This is a genomic window from Pseudomonas sp. R62 (assembly GCF_000257605.1).
GTDB lineage: Bacteria > Pseudomonadota > Gammaproteobacteria > Pseudomonadales > Pseudomonadaceae > Aquipseudomonas > Aquipseudomonas atacamensis.
In genome coordinates this window covers 620,112-637,722 of sequence record NZ_JH635999.1, presented here as the reverse complement: position 1 = coordinate 637,722, position 17,611 = coordinate 620,112, and the positions used below count along the sequence as shown (strand labels likewise).

13 protein-coding genes and 2 pseudogenes are annotated in these 17,611 nt (G+C 59.4%); 11 read left to right on the top strand and 4 right to left on the bottom strand.

Annotation, left to right across the window (positions count from 1 at the left end):
- From OQK_RS21265 to OQK_RS21255, 3 genes are all read left to right on the top strand, one after another.
- A partial coding sequence (locus tag OQK_RS21265; RefSeq protein ID WP_038861510.1) for a TolC family protein occupies nt 1-255 on the top strand: 255 nt, incomplete at its 5' end.
- The gene (locus OQK_RS21260; protein WP_016774164.1) at nt 252-1,817 is read left to right on the top strand and encodes an MFS transporter; all 1,566 of its coding nucleotides are present in this window, start codon (nt 252-254) and stop codon (nt 1,815-1,817) included. The genes OQK_RS21265 and OQK_RS21260, both read left to right, overlap by 4 nt.
- 51 nt (nt 1,818-1,868) lie before the next feature.
- The gene (locus OQK_RS21255; protein WP_443216337.1) at nt 1,869-2,870 is read left to right on the top strand and encodes an HlyD family secretion protein; all 1,002 of its coding nucleotides are present in this window, start codon (nt 1,869-1,871) and stop codon (nt 2,868-2,870) included.
- Nucleotides 2,871-3,207: 337 nt separating this feature from the next.
- Here the strand turns inward: OQK_RS21255 and OQK_RS21250 are convergent.
- From OQK_RS21250 to OQK_RS21240, 4 genes and pseudogenes are all read right to left on the bottom strand, one after another.
- A pseudogene (locus OQK_RS21250) lies at nt 3,208-3,552 on the bottom strand (IS5/IS1182 family transposase); the annotation flags it as partial.
- 399 nt (nt 3,553-3,951) lie between these two features.
- Complete coding sequence (locus OQK_RS30130) at nt 3,952-4,917, bottom strand: fimbrial protein (protein ID WP_157221921.1); 966 nt, start codon at nt 4,915-4,917, stop codon at nt 3,952-3,954.
- Nucleotides 4,918-5,725: 808 nt separating this feature from the next.
- On the bottom strand, nt 5,726-6,196 hold the full coding sequence (gene rnhA / locus OQK_RS21245; RefSeq protein WP_007910572.1) for a ribonuclease HI: 471 nt from the start codon (nt 6,194-6,196) through the stop codon (nt 5,726-5,728).
- A 90-nt stretch (nt 6,197-6,286) separates the two neighbouring features.
- Nucleotides 6,287-7,045 (bottom strand): class I SAM-dependent methyltransferase, encoded by a 759-nt coding sequence (locus tag OQK_RS21240; RefSeq protein ID WP_016774159.1) that lies wholly within the window; start codon nt 7,043-7,045, stop codon nt 6,287-6,289.
- A gap of 66 nt (nt 7,046-7,111) precedes the next feature.
- On the opposite strand from OQK_RS21240, the gene gloB reads away from it, so the two are divergent.
- From gloB to fabI, 8 genes and pseudogenes are all read left to right on the top strand, one after another.
- The gene (gene gloB, locus OQK_RS21235; protein ID WP_038862030.1) at nt 7,112-7,879 is read left to right on the top strand and encodes a hydroxyacylglutathione hydrolase; all 768 of its coding nucleotides are present in this window, start codon (nt 7,112-7,114) and stop codon (nt 7,877-7,879) included.
- Nucleotides 7,880-7,978: 99 nt separating this feature from the next.
- The gene (locus OQK_RS21230; protein WP_016774157.1) at nt 7,979-9,442 is read left to right on the top strand and encodes a transglycosylase SLT domain-containing protein; all 1,464 of its coding nucleotides are present in this window, start codon (nt 7,979-7,981) and stop codon (nt 9,440-9,442) included.
- A gap of 322 nt (nt 9,443-9,764) precedes the next feature.
- Entirely contained in the window at nt 9,765-11,597 is a 1,833-nt protein-coding gene (locus tag OQK_RS21225; protein ID WP_016774156.1) for an extracellular solute-binding protein, read from the top strand.
- Nucleotides 11,594-13,435 carry an extracellular solute-binding protein gene (locus OQK_RS21220; RefSeq protein WP_016774155.1) on the top strand — a complete coding sequence of 614 codons (1,842 nt, stop codon included), beginning with the start codon at nt 11,594-11,596 and terminating at the stop codon, nt 13,433-13,435. The genes OQK_RS21225 and OQK_RS21220 overlap by 4 nt, the downstream gene beginning before the upstream one ends.
- 4 nt (nt 13,436-13,439) lie before the next feature.
- Nucleotides 13,440-14,513, top strand: a complete 1,074-nt coding sequence (locus tag OQK_RS21215; protein WP_016774154.1) for a microcin C ABC transporter permease YejB — start codon at nt 13,440-13,442, stop codon at nt 14,511-14,513.
- A gap of 1 nt (nt 14,514) precedes the next feature.
- Nucleotides 14,515-15,534 carry an ABC transporter permease gene (locus OQK_RS21210; RefSeq protein ID WP_016774153.1) on the top strand — a complete coding sequence of 340 codons (1,020 nt, stop codon included), beginning with the start codon at nt 14,515-14,517 and terminating at the stop codon, nt 15,532-15,534.
- Nucleotide 15,535: 1 nt separating this feature from the next.
- Entirely contained in the window at nt 15,536-17,146 is a 1,611-nt protein-coding gene (locus tag OQK_RS21205) for an ABC transporter ATP-binding protein (protein WP_016774152.1), read from the top strand.
- A gap of 19 nt (nt 17,147-17,165) precedes the next feature.
- Nucleotides 17,166-17,611 (top strand): annotated as a pseudogene (gene fabI / locus OQK_RS31550) (enoyl-ACP reductase FabI); the annotation flags it as partial.

The window sequence follows — 17,611 nt, the reverse complement described above, 5'->3', positions numbered from 1 at the left end:
TTTGATCAGAACAAACAGGCCTTGAACGCTGCCGAGCGCGGTTACCAGCAAGGAGCGACGGACTACCTGAGTGTCCTGACCGCGCAACTCAACGTGCTGTCCAGCCAGACTCGCTTGAACGCCAGTTCGACCGAAGCCACGCTGACCCTAGTCAATCTCTACAAGTCCCTGGGCGGCGGCTGGAACCCGGATATATTCGGTAAACCGGTTGCCACGTTGTCACAAGGTATTTCAGGCGCAGGGGCTGGCCAATGAGCAGCACCACGTCGTCGCCCCCAGCCGCGGCGAACAGCGCGGTATCGACGGCCAAGACTTCGATACGCCCGCTGATCGGGCTGATGGGGGCCTTCTTCGCGGCGATGATGGCGGGACTGAACATTCGGGTCGGCGCCCTGGCGCTGGCCGATGTACGCGGCGCGCTCGGTTTCGGATTCGATGACGCCTCCTGGCTTACCACCGTCTACAGCGCCGGCGAGCTGATTGCCATGCCATTCGCCGCCTGGTTCGCCATAACTCTCTCGCTGCGCCGTTTCGAGCTTTGGATGCTGGGCACCTGCGTTGTGCTGGCGTTGATCATGCCTTTCATCAATGACTTGGCGTTGCTGCTGATCCTGCGATTTGCCCAAGGCATCGCGGCTGGCACGACGATTCCGTTGTTGATGATGGCGGCGCTGAAATTCCTGCCTCCGCCGATACGCCTGTATGGGCTGGCAATGTATGCGATGACGGCGACCTTCGCTCCTAATCTGTCCATCTGGCTGGCCGGGCAATGGACCGATAGCCTTTTCGACTGGCGCTGGCTCTATTGGCAGATCATTCCGGTTGCCGCCATTGCCGCCGTGCTGATCGGCTGGGGCTTGCCGAAAGAGCCGATCCAGTCGGCGCGTTTTCGCCAGGCCAATTGGTGCGGCATGGCGTGCGGGGTGCCGGCGCTCGGACTGATTGCCCTCGCCTTGGATCAAGGCGTGCGGCTGAACTGGCTGAACTCACCGTTGATCAGCGTAGCCCTGGTGGCAGGGCTGGCGCTGCTGGCCGTTTACCTGCTCACCGAATGGTATCACCCGGCGCCCTTCATCAAATTGCAGATCCTCGGTCGGCGCAATCTGGGGCTGGGCTGCCTGCTATTCGTGTGCCTGCTTGTGGTGCTGATGTCCAGTTCGGCGTTGCCGCTGAGTCATCTGGGCCCGATGCAGCATTACCGGCCGTTGCAGATGGCCTCTATCGGCATGATCGTCGCGCTGCCGCAATTGTTTCTCGGCGGTGTGGTGGCGTTACTGCTGTATCAGAAATGGATCGACGCGCGACTCGTGTTCGCACTGGGCCTGCTGATCATTGCGCTAGCCTGCGGGTACGGCGCGCAAGTGACCTCGGACTGGAACCGCGACCAATTCGTCTTAGTGCAGACGCTGCAGGCGATCGGCCAGCCCATGGCGGTGGTCTCGATGCTGTTTCTGATCACTAGTGTCGTGCAACCCCCGGAAGGGCCTTTCGTGTCGGGCACCATCAACACCCTGCGCGCGCTGGGTTCGCTGATCGGCGCCGCGCTGGTCGGCCAACTCACGACAGTGCGCAGTCACTTTCATGCGGAGATGCTGCTTGACCAGGCCGCACTGGCCGGCAATACCTTCGCATTTGCGCCAGAGCCCGCCGCACTGATGCGCATCGTCGGCGAGCAATCGCTAGTGCTGTCGATTGCCGATGCTTATCGCGCGCTGGGAATTCTGGCGATCCTGTTGGTGCCTCTGGTGCTGCTCCTGACTTATATCCCCGCACCTGTCCCGCGCACCGCCGCTCCTTCTTCTGTCCAGACAACCTGACTACTTGAGTAACCCACCATGGCCTTACCAAAGCAAGCCAAACTCACCAGTATGGTGCTGCTCATCGCCGTGGCGATTGGCGCTGTCGTCTACTTCAATCGCCCCGAATCCAGCGCTTCAGTGCAAACCACCGACAACGCTTATGTTCACGCCGATTTCACTACGTTGGCGCCGAAAGTCTCGGGCACCATTGACCAAGTGCTGGTCGAGGACAACCAGCCCGTCACCAAAGGCGACCTGCTTGCAGTGATCGACGACCGTGACTTCGTGGTCGTCCTGAATGCAGCAAAGGCCCAGGTAGCCAGCGCGCGGGCCGGAATTATCAGCCTTGAAGCGCATCTGGCCCAACAGAAAAACGCAATACGCCAGGCCAAGGCAGGCGTCGCGGCGGACGACGCGGCACTGAAATTAGCCAAGGCTAATCACGCGCGCTACCGCAACCTCGCCACCGATGGGTCGGGCACCGTGCAGGCTCAGCAGCAGGCCGAGGCGCAGCTGGGCATTCAAGTGGCGAAGGGGCAAAAGAGCCAGGCGAGCCTGCAAGCCGCTCGCCAACAGGTTGCAATTCTTGATGCTGATCTGGAAAAAGCCCAAGCGGCCTTGGCGCATGCCCAAACTTCACAGGCCAGCGCCGAATTGAAGCTCTCCTACACGCGCATCACCGCACCGGTCAGCGGCACGATTGGACAGAAATCGGTGCGTGTCGGCGCGTTCGTCAGCGCCGGAAAACCCCTGCTTGCAATCGTGCCGCTGGATGCCGTCTACATCACCGCCAATTTTCGCGAGACTCAGCTTGCGCGGGTCAAAACCGGCCAGCCCGTTGAGATTCGGGTCGACGCGCTGCCGGGCGATACGCTCACAGGCACCGTGGAATCCCTTGGCCCGGCCAGTGGCGCCAGCTATTCCGCGATCGCGCCACACAACGCCACGGGCAATTTTACCAAGATCGTCCAGCGTCTGCCGGTGCGCATCCGACTTGAACCCGATCAGCCGGCGGCGGCGAACCTGCGGGTCGGAATGTCGGTGGTGCCGCGGATTAAAACCAGCGACTGAGTCCAAGGCGGGTCACGTATACCTCAGCCGATGTCGGTTGGCATTGGCCGTTTTCATCGTTTGCTCAGCGGCAAGACCGGCTCGATCTATGAGTGGCTGCTGAATCAGGCCACAATCGGACTAACACAGATTCCGGCGACCATTGAGATGATCTCGCCGCTCGTTGGTCAGGCCTGAATTAGTAAGGCGTGCTTGAGCACCGAATCAGTGGTGGTCTGGTAATGACTCGAAAGCAGTTCGCAAGCCTGGTCGATATTCTTGGCCAATGCGGTGTCCATCTACTGACGGTGCTCGTCAGGTAACCATTGATCATAGCCAGGGTACTGGCTGTCATTTAGTGTTTCTCTATCAGACGACGGAAGTTGAAGATGGTGGTTTCATCGGAGATGCGCTCCAAGCTGAGCCCGGAGAACTGCCGTAGGATGGTGGTCTCGAACAGCGCGCCCTCTATTGCAGGTTCATTGTAGCTGAACCAGTTCTGAATCAGATGAATCCGCAGCATCTCCATCAGTGTATAGGCCCGACGACCGGCTTCACGCGTGGGAAAATACGGATCGAGCAAGGCAATCAGACCCTTCCACGGCATTATCCGATCTATCTCGATCAGGAAAGACTCTTTGCGGGTCTGCTTGCGCTTGCCGACGTACTCGGCCTCGGCCTCGGCGAAGGTCATCTGCTTCATCAGAAACTCTAAGGGGTGAAATAGGGGTACTTTGCCAATATCAGGAAATCTGCTTCAGAATTTCCTTAGGTGCCTGCCACAAGCCCCCAGCGGAAAATACTTCAAAGTTTGCTACCGTGGTAGTGCTCGGCATGAACTCCAGCATTGCCCTAGATCCCAACAAAACGTAAGGTTAGTCGATCACTTCACCTACTTTGCAAGTACCATGATAATTGTCTCATAATTTCCACAACATAAAGTTTCCACCTAAGCACGAGCTTTAGTTGTATGTGAGAGCAAAGGTTGCAGTAGCATTAGCCAGCCCCGCGGTAATAGCACTTTCTGTCTGATAATAACGCGCTGCCAACTCAATGTAGCTGGCACCATTGGCAGTTGTCCTCGCAACATTAAAAGGCGACCCTATAACCACCGGATTGCTAAACGCAGCAACTGAATGCCAACACCTTTGGCAGTGGTGCCCCCGACGGATGGATCTATTGCAATGACGCCAGGAGCATTGGAACTATCAGCTGTGGCGTTCAAGGTCATGTTGATTTTGGTAGACTCGCTACAATCAACAAAAATATTAAAGTTACTAATTTTAGTGGTACTGCCCACTCCACTAAACTCGCTACGTTTGACACTTCCTAGCGGCACGGTGAGTGATTTGGTGTTGACTGTGCATCCCGACGTAGAGAAGCTCCCGCCATTAGCGATCTGTATCGCAGTCATCCAATACAGGTTTTTCAATAAGAGACCCGCAACGGTTCCCGTACGCAACGAACCTGTTGATGTTGGACCAGTTTTTAATAGCTGAATAGAAAAACCATCAGCAGTCCAATTATACCTGTCCTGTTCGTCAAATGTATAAATACTTCTGGACGCCCCACCATTACTAGCAGGACGATAGTAAGATATTACTTGCGCATTAGAAATATCTGCAATCCTAATACCTATACCAGGCACGTTAGTTGGCGCCACTCCTGAACTATCCGGAACCCAACCATTATTAAATGGCGCGTACACGTCATGTACCCCTTTAGGACAGCTTGTGAGAACAGCTTGACTTGGGAAGTTTAAGGTTTGCGAAAATAAAGTTGTGCCAATAGGTGCGTCACGCGGAATTACCATTGCCGGAATAGTTATATTAAACACCTTATTTTGCCAGCCGTTAAGTGGGGTGCAATTTGCGCTTGCAGACTGTATCCAATTGCCGATAACAACAGCAGCCATGGGCGGCAGTTGAACCGGCGGGTTGAAGTAATAGTCTCCAACACTGCTGCAGTCGTCGGCACCCGAAACTAAGACCGAGGTAAGCCTCACGTTGGTCCGCTGCCCGAGGCCCGCTGCCGGGTCGCGGGCAGCTTGTGCATGCCCCGTAACCATGGAGCAACAGCCAGTCATCATTGCGTGATGGACCGGCTTTCTGCTCTGGGTAGCTGTGGGTCTCGAACTGCTTATGGACGGTTTTTGCCTATCGATCTATACAACGATCACGGATCCAGTCCAGCATCGTCATCTGTTGCGCATTCGTTGAACACGCCCTCTCGCTCAGCGAGTAGGTCGTTAACTAGACAGCCCCCTTTACAATATCCCTTACCTGGGCAACAACCCCCCTTTACTCCCCCCTTAACCAGTACACGACGCCTTGGATGACCTGGAACCCAGTAACCATATGGGTTACACCGGATTGCGGTAGGCCATAGGAGGGAGGCGGCACGAATCTTTCGGAGGACGGGAAAGCTTAAATACAGTGACAGAGGCTGCAGTGAAGTAGGTTTTGCATGCTTTTTTTGAAAATGTAAACGATGGAGATCCAAAACCGCTCATCGTTTACACTTTTGGCTCATACAGACTGCTGAATCTGCAACAAGAATCATGCAAGCTGAATGCGATACCCCACATTATCAGAAACTTAGGCGCACCATTGTTGCGCAAAAATACTCGACTACAAGGTTGACAAGTAGATAGAAGACGAGAACGGATCTGGTGGCCATCAGTGCTCAGCTCTCAACGGGTCAATCGGGCAAAGGCGCGGATGTTAACACGCTCGGCGGGGTGTTTCAGTCAGACCGTGGCGAGCCCTTCGCGAGCAGGCTCGCTCCCACATTGAATGCATTCCAATTCAAGGCCTGGAATACATTTCCCTGTGGGAGCGAGCCTGCTCGCGAACGGTCACGCCACAGAAGCGAAATCAGCTCTGCTTGTAACCGCGAACTTCATCCACTCCACGGTTAGCCAGTTGGTCAGCCCGCTCGTTACCATGATGACCAATGTGCCCGCGCACCCATTTCCAGGTGACTTTGTGGCGATTGACCTGCTCGTCCAGCTCTTTCCACAGGTCGGCATTCTTTACCGGCTCTTTCGCGGCAGTCTTCCAGCCGCGCTTCTTCCAGTTGGCCATCCACTCGTTGATGCCTTTCATCACGTATTGCGAGTCGGTGACCAGCAGCACTTCGCAGGGGCGCTTGAGCGCTTCGAGGCCACGAATCGCGCCGAGCAGCTCCATGCGGTTGTTGGTGGTGTTGGCCTCGCCGCCCCACAGTTCCTTTTCGACGCCCTTGCACACCAGCAGCGCGCCCCAGCCGCCGGGGCCGGGGTTGCCCTTGCAGGCACCGTCGGTGAACAGTTCTACGGTGTCGACGCTTTCCACGCTTTCGCTCATGCCAGTCTTTCCAGAAAAATGCCTGTCCTGCCAATCACGGATCGACAATGACCGCGGCCGGGACAAGCCCGGCCACAAATAAAAGAAGATTTACGGTTCGATGCGGCGGCGGTTGACCTTGGCCATCGGCAGCGGAATCAGCTTGCCCATCGGCTCGCGGCGTTCCTGGCGCAACGGCCTGAGCCCCACCACGATCTTGCGCGCCACCAGCAGATAGAAGCCACCGCCGGACAATTGCCAGTCACCGGCCTTGCGTTCCCAGCCGGCCAGACGGTTCTGCCACTTGGCCGACGCGAGCGGCGGACGATAGCACCCGAAGCGGCGTTTCTCCAGCGCGAAGCCCAGCAGATTGAGCCAGTCGGCGACCCGCGACGGCGAGATGCAGCGCGCCTTGCGCAGGGCATCATTGGCGAAGAAATGCCGCAGCCCCCAAGTGCTCCAGGGGTTGATGCCGATGATCAGCAGATGCCCGCCGGGGCGCACGCTGCTCGCCGCCTCACGCAGCAAACCGTGGGGCGACAGGCAGAAATCCAGGCCGTGCTGCATCACCACCACGTCGGCGGCGTGCTCGCTCAACGGCCAGGCCTGCTCTTCGCAGACGATCTCGACCCCGGGCAACGGCGCGCCAAGACGCACGTTGCGCTGCACTTGCGGCGCGGCCGGCGGGGTTTCGGCGGACGGGCCGTAATGCACCAGATAACCGCCGAAGAACCGGCCGAGCTCGTCGTCGAGCATGCGCCGCTCTTCATCCAGCAGAAATTGCCCGAGCGGCCCCGACAGCCATTCGCGGGCGGCGCTGATCAATGCCAGCCAGTCGGGATCGGCCTGAGCGAACGCTTTATCGGTCATGTCATTCTCCAACGCGCCAGGAACTACTAAGATGCGCCAATGTTTTCCGCTTGGCGAATTCCGACGATGATACAGATCAGTGCCCTGCCCGCGTTCACCGACAACTACATCTGGTTGTTACAGGATCATCAGACCCAGCGCTGTGCGGTGGTGGATCCGGGCGACGCCGCCCCGGTGCAGGCGTGGCTCGATGCGCATCCGGGCTGGGTGCTCAGCGATATTCTGATCACTCACCATCACCATGACCATGTCGGCGGTGTCGAGCGCCTGAAAGCGGCGACCGGCGCCAAGGTCTACGGCCCGGCCAGCGAAAGCATTCCGGCGCGTGACGTAGCGCTCAAGGACAACGACAGCGTCAGCGTGCTCGGCTGGGACTTCGACGTCTATGCGGTGCCCGGTCACACCCTGGGGCACATCGCCTATTACCACCATGGCCTGCTGTTCTGCGGCGACACACTGTTCGCCGCCGGTTGCGGCCGGTTGTTCGAAGGCACACCCGAGCAGATGTACCACTCGCTCAGCCGTCTTGCGGCCTTGCCGGAAGATACGCTGGTCTACTGCACCCATGAATACACCTTGAGCAATCTGAAATTTGCCGCCGCCGTCGAGCCGGGCAACCCGGAAGTCGCCGCCCGTCTGGAAAAGGTCACCCAGCAACGGCAGAACGGCGTGATGACATTGCCGTCGACTTTGGCTCTGGAAAAGCTTACCAATCCGTTTTTACGCACTTCTGAAACATTGGTTACACAAAAAGTGGACGAACGGGAAGGCGCTCAAAACCGGGAGCCGAGCGAGGTATTTGCGGCTCTGCGGGCATGGAAAGACAAGTTCTGACGACCGCGCCGGCCGGGGCAAAAATTCTCAATGGTTGACCGCAGGGGGTGCGCTTTCTAGAATCGCCCGACATTTTTGCCCGGAACTTACTTCCAGCCAATGTCGTCATCCATACGTAAGTCCGTCAATTCAGATGCTTTGACCCGCCTGGCGCAAGCCATCGCGGTGGCTGTGTCCGCCACGCTGGCGGGTTGCTCCAGCCACGCTCCGCAGACTGAAGCGACGCACACGCCGAACATTGCTGCGCGAGCCAAGCAGAAGCCGATCTGGCTGACCGAGAAGCCCACTCCAGTGGCGCCCCAGGACATCTGGGAACGCATGCGCCAGGGCTTCCAGTTGCAGGAAGGCCTTGGCGTCAATCCGCGCATCGAGCAACAGCGCCTGTGGTTCGCCAGTAATCCCTCTTTTCTCGAGAATGCCGGCGAACGCGGCAGTCTCTACATTCATTACATCGTCGAGCGCCTCGAAGAGCGCAACATGCCGCTGGAGCTGGCCCTGCTGCCAGTGATCGAGAGCGCGTACAACCCGATGGCCTACTCCCGCGCCGATGCGGTGGGCCTGTGGCAGTTCATTCCGTCCACCGGGCGTTACTTCAACCTGCGCCAGACGCGTTTCTACGACGGCCGTCGCGACATCACCGCTTCGACCACGGCAGCGATGGATTACCTGACCCGCCTGCACGACATGTTCAACGGCGACTGGCTGCTGGCGCTGGCGGCCTACAACGCCGGTGAAGGTACGGTCAGCCGGGCGATTGAGCGCAACGAAAAGCTCGGCCTGCCCACCGACTACTGGAACCTGCCGCTGCCGGCGGAAACCCAGGCCTATGTACCGAAGTTGCTGGCCCTGTCGCAAGTGGTACTGGCGCCGGAAGCCTACGGCGTCAACCTCAATCCGATCGCCAACGAGCCGTACTTCCAGGTCGTCGAAATCAACCAGCGCATGGACCTGTCCAAGGTCGCTGCGGTGGCGAACATCGATGAAGACGAACTGTTCCAGCTCAATCCGGCGTTCAAACAGCGCACCACCATCGACGGTCCGCAGCACTTGCTGGTGCCGACGTCCAAGGCGCAACTGCTGACCGCCAGTCTGCAGACCATGCGCCCGGACGAACTGATCAGCCCGCGCTCGCTGAAACCGGTGTTCGAAGGCGCCGATCCGTCGGAAGTGGCGCAGCTCAAACGTGCTTATCGGGTCAAGCGTGGCGACAACCTCGGCTCCATCGCCAAGGCCAACAAGGTCGAAGTCAAGGATCTGCAGCGCTGGAACAAGCTGACCGGCAAGAACCTCAAGGTCGGCCAGACCCTGGTCATGCAGGACAACACCAAGCGTGCCCCGGCGCGCAAGTCCGGCCGGGTCAACACCGTGGTCGCGGCGAATACCAAGAGCAAAGGCAAGGACGAGAGCAAGCAGCAGACCCGGTACAAGGTCAAGCGTGGCGACACTCTGTACGTGGTGGCGAAGCGCTTCAACGTTGAGATGCAACATCTCAAGCGCTGGAACCCGGGTGCGGGCAAGGCGTTGAAGCCGGGGCAGATGCTTACGGTTTATCAGCCGCACTGACAGAAGAGCCCCTGAATTCAGGGGCTTTTTTTGGATGAAGTTTTTGGTGTGCTTTAGATCCATCCCCCTCACCCCAGCCCTCCCGAAACGTCGGACCGCCCCCAAGGGGGAGAGGGGGAAAGGGAGCCGATCGGGGGCTTTTCAGAAACTGAGTTCGACTCGGTATCGCACCTCGGTGCAATTCGCCCAGACACCACGATCAGTCCCCTCTCCCTCCGGGAGAGGGTTAGGGTGAGGGGCTCTTTAACCCGCATCTTTTTCCTGTCCAGACAAGCTGTTACTGTACGGCCCACAAAGCCCAAGCCGCTGGATCGGATCTGACTTGAAGCGTGCCCTCTCCCTGCTCCTGATCAGCCTGGCCTTGAGCTCACCCGCAAGCGCGACGATTACCGAAAGTCATGGTTATGCGCAGTTCGGCACGCTCAAGTACCCGGCCAGATTTACCCACTTCGACTGGGTCAACCCGCAAGCGCCCAAGGGCGGTACGTTGCGGGTGATGGCGTTCGGCACCTTCGATACGGTCAATCCGTATACCTTCAAGGGCACCAGCCCGGTCACCACCGCCAATTTTCTCCAGTACGGCATCAACGAGCTCAACGAGCCGCTGATGGTCGGTACCGGACAGTATTCGCCGTCCGGCGACGAGCCGGCGTCGAGCTACGGTTTGATCGCACAATCGGTGGAGTACAGCGAAGATCGCAGCTGGGTCGTCTTCAATTTGCGCCCCGAAGCGCGCTTTCACGACGGCGCGCCTGTCACCGCCTACGACGTGGCGTTCTCCTATCGAACGCTGCTCAAGGACGGTCATCCGCTGTATCGCACGGCCCTGCAGGAAGTGCTGCGAGTCGACATTCTCAACAAGCAGCGCATTCGGTTCGTGTTCAAGCGCTCGGGCAATCCGCTGTTGATCCTGCGCCTGGGCGAATTGCCGGTACTGCCGCAGCATTACTGGAAAGACCGCGACTTCAAAGCCACCACCTTCGAACCGCCGCTGGGTAGCGGGCCGTACCGCATCACGTCGGTCACGCCGGGTCGGCAGCTGATTTTCGAGCGGGTCAAGGATTACTGGGGCAAGGACTTACCGGTCAATCGCGGCAAGTACAATTTCGATCGCATGGAAGTCGAGTTCTACCGCGACAGCGATGTCGCCTTCGAAGCGTTCAAGGCCGGCGAGTTCGACATCTACATCGAGCATCAGGCGAAGAACTGGGTCAACGGCTACAACTTCCCTGCTGTACGTCGTGGCGAGGTGATCAAGGTGCAGATCCCGCATCAGATCCCGACCCAGACTCAAGGCCTGTTCATGAACAGCCGCCGCGCGACCTTCGCCGATGTCAGGACGCGCGAAGCGTTGGGTCTGATGTTCGACTTCGAATGGACCAACCGCGCGCTGTTCAGCGATGCCTATAAACGCACCACCAGCTACTATCCCAACAGTGAATTCAGCGCCTCGGGTTTGCCGGTCGGGCATGAATGGCTGATGCTCAAGCCTTACAAGGAGCAGTTGCCAGCCCGGCTGTTCACCGAGCCGTTCACCCTGCCGAAAACCGACGGCCGTGGCATCCCGCGCGAGACCATGCGTAAAGCCCTCGCCCTGCTCGCCGAGGCCGGTTGGAAGCTCCACGGCCAGCGCCTGCAAGACAAAGACGGCCAGCCGCTGCGTTTCGAACTGCTGCTGGTCAATCCGAGCCTGGAGCGGCTTTATCAGCCGTACATCGAGAATCTCAACAGCATCGGCATCGACGCGCGCCTGCGTACCGTTGATCGCGCCCAGTACAAACAGCGCCTCGACCAATTCGATTTCGACATGATCTCGATGACCCTCGGCCAGACCCTGAGCCCGGGCCTTGAGCAGTGGCAGTACTTCCACTCCAGCCAGGTGAACGTCAAGGGCAGCAAGAATTACGCAGGCATCGCCAATCCGGTGGTCGATCACCTGCTCGAACAATTGCTCGCCGCGCGCACCCGCGACGAGCAGATCGCCGCCGGCAAGGCGCTCGACCGCGTGCTGCTCTGGCAGCACTACAGCATTCCCAACTGGTACCTCAATTATCACCGTCTGGCCTACCGCAACCGGTTGGCCTTTGTCACCACGCCGCCCTACACCCTGGGCCTGAGCGCATGGTGGCTGAAGTCTTCGGAGAAAGATCGATGAACGCTGTTCGCACCCTGCTCGTGCAGGCCGGCGGCTTGCTGTTCGCCGGGCTGGCCTGGGCCGCCCCGCAACACGCCGTGACCCTGTACAACGAGCCGCCGAAATACCCGGCCGATTTCAAGCATTTCGACTACGTGAACCCTGATGCGCCCAAGGGCGGCGTATTCCGTCAGGCCGGCTTCGGTGGCTTCGACAGCCTCAACCCGTTCATCAACAAAGGCGTGCCGGCCGATGACATCGGCCAGATCTACGACACCCTGACCAAACACAGCCTCGACGAGCCGTTCACCGAGTACGGCCTGATTGCCAGCAAGATCGAAAAAGCCGACGACAACAGTTGGGTGCGCTTCTACCTGCGCCCGGAAGCACGCTTCCACGACGGCCACCCTGTGCGCGCCGAAGACGTGGTGTTCAGCTTCGAGACGTTGACCAAGGAAGGTTCGCCGATGTTTCGCGGCTATTACAACGACGTCGCCGAAGCCATTGCCGAAGACCCGTTGAAAGTCTTGTTCAAGTTCAAGCACAGCAACAACCGCGAGCTGCCGCTGATCCTCGGCCAGTTGCCGGTCCTGCCGAAACACTGGTGGGCCAGTCGCGACTTCAACAAGGGCAACCTGGAAATCCCGCTGGGCAGCGGCCCGTACAAGGTCACCCAAGTGAAGGCCGGCCGTTCGGTACGTTACGAGCGGGTCAAGGATTACTGGGGCAAAGACTTGCCGGTCAACCGTGGCTTCTACAACTTCGACACGATGACCACCGACTATTACCGCGACAACACCGTCGCCCTCGAAGCGCTGAAGGCCGGGCAGTTCGATTATTGGCTGGAAATGACCGCGAAGAACTGGGCCAGCGCCTATAACGTTCCGGCGGTCACCGAGGGCCGGTTGATCAAGGAACTGATCCCCAACAGCAACCCGACCGGCATGCAGGGCTTCGTCTTCAACCTGCGCCGCCCGGTGTTCCAGGATGTGCGCGTGCGTCAGGCTCTCGGGCTGCTGTTCGATTTCGAATGGACCAACAAGCAATTGTTCAACGGCGCCTACGTGCGCACCCGCAGTTACTTCGAGAACTCGGAAATGGCCGCCACCGGCCTGCCCGACGCCGAGCAACGGAAGATCCTCGAACCGTTCCGCAGCAAACTGCCGGCTCAGGTATTCAGCGAAGCCTTCGAAAATCCCAAGACCGACGCCAGCGGCATGATCCGCACCCAGCAGCGCGAGGCCTATCAACTGCTGCAAGAGGCCGGCTGGAAAATCGTCGATGACAAAATGGTCGACGCCACCGGCAAACCGGTGGTGATCGAATTCCTCCTCGCCCAGACCGAATTCGAACGCGTGCTGCTGCCGTTCAAGCGCAACCTCAGCGACCTCGGCATCGATCTGGTGATCCGCCGCGTCGACGTCTCGCAGTACATCAACCGCGTGCGCTCGCGGGATTTCGACATGATGGTCGGCAGCTTTCCGCAGTCCAACTCGCCGGGCAACGAGCAGCGCGAATACTGGATGAGCGCCGCCGCCGACAAGCCGAGCAGCCGCAACAGCATGGGTCTGAAGGATCCGACCGTTGACCAACTGGTGGAAAGCCTGATCAACGCCGACTCGCGCAAAAGTCTGGTGGCCCACGCCCGCGCGCTGGATCGCGTACTGCAATGGGGCTACTACGTGGTGCCCAACTGGCACATCAAGAGCTGGCGCGTGGCTTACTGGAATCATATAGGCCACCCGAAAACCTCGCCCAAGTACGACATCGGCATCAACACCTGGTGGGTCAAGCCTGACGCCAAGCCTGCCGTAGAAGTCGAAACCCAACTGCAAGCCGACCCTGCGGGCACGGAGTAATCAGATGCTGGCGTATATCTTTCGGCGACTGCTGCTGATCATCCCGACCCTGTTCGGCATTCTGCTGATCAACTTCGTGATCATCCAGGCCGCGCCCGGCGGGCCGGTCGAGCAGATGATCGCCAAGCTCGAAGGCTTCGAAGGCGCCACCAGCCGGATTGCCGGCGGCGGTGCCGAGGTCGCGGTGGCCGGCTCGTCCTACCGTGGCGCGCAGGGGCTGGATCCGGCCCTGATCAAGGAAATCGAGCACATGTACGGGTTCGACAAATCGGCCCCGGAACGCCTGTGGATCATGGTCAAGAACTACGCGCAGCTGGATTTCGGCGACAGTTTCTTCCGCGACGCCAAGGTCATCGACCTGATCAAGGAAAAGATGCCGGTGTCGATCTCGCTGGGGCTGTGGAGCACGCTGATCATGTACCTGGTGTCGATCCCGCTGGGCATCGCCAAGGCCACGCGGCACGGCAGCCACTTCGATGTCTGGACCAGTTCGGCGATCATCGTCGGCTATGCGATCCCGGCATTTCTGTTTGCGATCCTGCTGATCGTGGTGTTTGCCGGCGGCAGTTATCTGGACTGGTTTCCCCTGCGCGGGCTGACTTCGAACAACTTCGATGAGCTGAGCCTGGGCGGCAAGATTCTCGATTACTTCTGGCACCTGGCATTGCCAGTCACCGCGCTGGTGATCGGCAACTTCGCGACCATGACCCTGTTGACCAAGAATAGCTTTCTCGACGAGATCAACAAACAGTACGTGGTCACCGCCAAAGCCAAGGGCCTGACCCGCCATCGCGTGCTCTACGGCCACGTGTTCCGCAACGCCATGCTGCTGGTGATTGCCGGTTTTCCTTCGGCGTTCATCGGCATTTTCTTCACCGGCTCGCTGCTGGTGGAAGTGATTTTCTCCCTCGATGGCCTCGGCCTGATGAGTTTCGAAGCGGCGATCAATCGCGATTACCCGGTGGTGTTCGGCACGCTGTTCATCTTCACCCTGCTCGGACTGGTGGTGAAACTGATCGGCGATCTGACCTACACCTTTGTCGATCCGCGTATCGACTTCGCCAGCCGGGAGCATTGAGATGAACCTGTCCCCTCTCAACCGCCGGCGCTTCGAACTGTTCAAGGCCAACAAGCGTGGCTGGTGGTCGCTGTGGCTGTTTCTGATCCTGTTCGGCCTGAGTCTGGGCGCCGAGCTGATTGCCAACGACAAGCCGCTGGTCGTGCATTACGACAACAACTGGTATTTCCCGGCGATCAAGCGCTACCCGGAAACCGCGTTCGGCGGCGAATTCCCGCTGGAAGCCAACTACAAGAGTCCGTACATCCGTGAGCTGCTCAAGGCCAAGGACGCGTGGATTCTGTGGGCACCGATCCCCTACAGCTACCAGAGCATCAACTACGACCTGAAAGTCCCGGCCCCGGCGCCCCCCTCGGCGGACAACCTGCTGGGCACCGACGATCAGGGCCGCGACGTGTTGGCGCGGGTGATCTACGGCTTCCGCATTTCCGTGTTGTTTGCGCTGACGCTGACCGTGCTGAGTTCGATCATCGGCGTGATTGCCGGAGCGCTACAGGGGTTCTACGGCGGCTGGGTCGATCTCGCCGGGCAGCGTTTTCTCGAGATCTGGTCGGGGCTGCCGGTGCTGTATCTGTTGATCATCCTCGCCAGTTTCGTCCAGCCGAATTTCTGGTGGCTGCTGGGCATCATGCTGCTGTTCTCGTGGATGAGCCTGGTCGATGTGGTGCGCGCCGAGTTCCTGCGCGGGCGCAATCTGGAATACGTGCGCGCCGCCCGCGCGCTGGGCATGCAGAACGGCGCGATCATGTTCCGCCACATCCTGCCCAACGCCATGGTCTCGACCATGACCTTCATGCCGTTCATCCTCACCGGCGCCATCGGCACCCTGACCGCGCTGGACTTCCTCGGCTTCGGCTTGCCGGCCGGCAGTCCGTCGCTGGGCGAACTGGTCGCGCAAGGCAAATCCAATTTGCAGGCGCCGTGGCTGGGCATGAGCGCGTTTGCCGTGCTGGCGCTGATGTTGAGCCTGCTGGTGTTTATCGGCGAGTCCGCTCGCGATGCCTTCGACCCGAGGAAGTGAAATGAATCAGGACAATCTGATCGAAGTGCGCGACCTCGCCGTCGAATTCGGTTTCGGCGAGCGCGTCCACCGCGTGGTCGAGGGCGTGAGCTTCGACATCAAGCGCGGCGAAACCCTGGCGCTGGTCGGTGAATCGGGCTCGGGCAAATCGGTCACGGCGCATTCAATCCTGCGGCTGCTGCCCTACCCCATGGCGCGGCATCCGGCCGGCAGCATCAATTACGCCGGGCAGAACCTGCTGGATTTGAGCGAGAAGACCATCCGCCATATTCGTGGCAACCGCATCGCGATGATCTTTCAGGAGCCGATGACCTCGCTCAATCCGCTGCATTCGATCGAAAAGCAGATCAACGAAGTGCTCGGCATCCACAAGGGCCTGAGCGGCAAAGTCGCCACCAAGCGCACGCTGGAGCTGCTGGAGATGGTCGGCATTCCCGAGCCGCACAAGCGTCTCAAGGCCCTGCCCCATGAACTGTCCGGCGGCCAGCGCCAGCGCGTGATGATCGCCATGGCCCTGGCCAACGAGCCGGAATTGCTGATTGCCGACGAACCGACCACCGCGCTGGACGTGACCGTTCAGCTGAAAATCCTCGATTTGCTCAAGGATCTTCAGGCTCGATTGGGCATGTCGCTGCTACTGATCAGTCACGATTTGAACCTGGTGCGAAGAATTGCGCATCGCGTATGTGTCATGCAGCGCGGTTGCATCGTCGAACAGGCATCGTGCGCAGAGCTGTTCCGTTCGCCGCAGCATCCGTACACTCGGGAATTGCTCGGCGCGGAGCCCAGCGGCGGCCCGGCGAGCAATGAAATCGGCGCGCCGCTGCTCGAAGTCGAGGACCTCAAAGTCTGGTTCCCGATCAAGAAAGGCCTGCTCAAGCGCACGGTGGATTACGTCAAGGCAGTGGACGGCATCAATTTCAGCCTGCCGCAGGGTCAGACCCTGGGGATCGTCGGCGAAAGCGGTTCCGGCAAATCCACCCTTGGTCTGGCGATTTTGCGGCTGATCGGCAGCAAAGGCGCGATCCGCTTTGAAGGCAAGCAGCTAGACTGCCTGACGCAGAGTGAGGTTCGCCCGCTGCGGCGGGAGATGCAGGTGGTGTTTCAGGACCCGTTTGGCAGCCTGAGCCCGCGCATGTGCGTCAATGACATCGTTGGCGAAGGCCTGCGGATACACAAGATGGGCACCGCGACCGAACAGGAAGCGGCGATCATTGCGGCATTGAATGAGGTAGGTCTGGATCCGGAAACCCGGCACCGCTACCCCCACGAATTTTCCGGAGGGCAACGGCAGCGAATCGCCATTGCCCGGGCCTTGGTGCTGAAACCGGCGCTGATCCTGCTGGACGAGCCGACTTCGGCGCTCGACCGCACGGTGCAGCGGCAAGTAGTGGAGCTATTGCGCTCACTGCAAGCCAAGTACAACCTGACGTATTTGTTCATCAGCCATGACCTGGCTGTCGTCAAAGCGCTGAGCCACCAGCTGATGGTGGTCAAGCATGGCCAAGTGGTCGAACAGGGAGACGCGCAAAGTATTTTTGCCGCCCCCCAACATCCGTATACACAGCAGTTGCTGGAAGCCGCTTTTCTGGCACCAGCCACTGCGCAATAACCTGAAAGAGGAGCAACACATGGGTTTTCTCGCCGGTAAGCGCGTACTGATCGTCGGTGTCGCCAGCAAGCTGTCCATCGCATCCGGCATCGCTGCCGCCATGCATCGCGAGGGCGCTGAGCTTGCCTTCACTTATCAGAACGACAAACTCAAGGGTCGCGTCGAAGAATTCGCACAAGGCTGGGGTTCGAGCCCTGAGCTGTGCTTCCCGTGCGACGTGGCCAGCGATGAAGAAATCGCCAAGGTCTTCGAACAACTGAGCAAGAAGTGGGACGGCCTGGACTGCATCGTGCACTCCGTCGGCTTCGCCCCGGGCGACCAACTGGACGGCGACTTCACCGAAGCCACCACCCGTGAAGGTTTCCGCATCGCTCACGACATCAGCGCCTACAGCTTCGTGGCCCTGGCCAAAGCTGGCCGCGAAATGATGAAAGGCCGCAACGGCAGCCTGCTGACCCTGTCGTA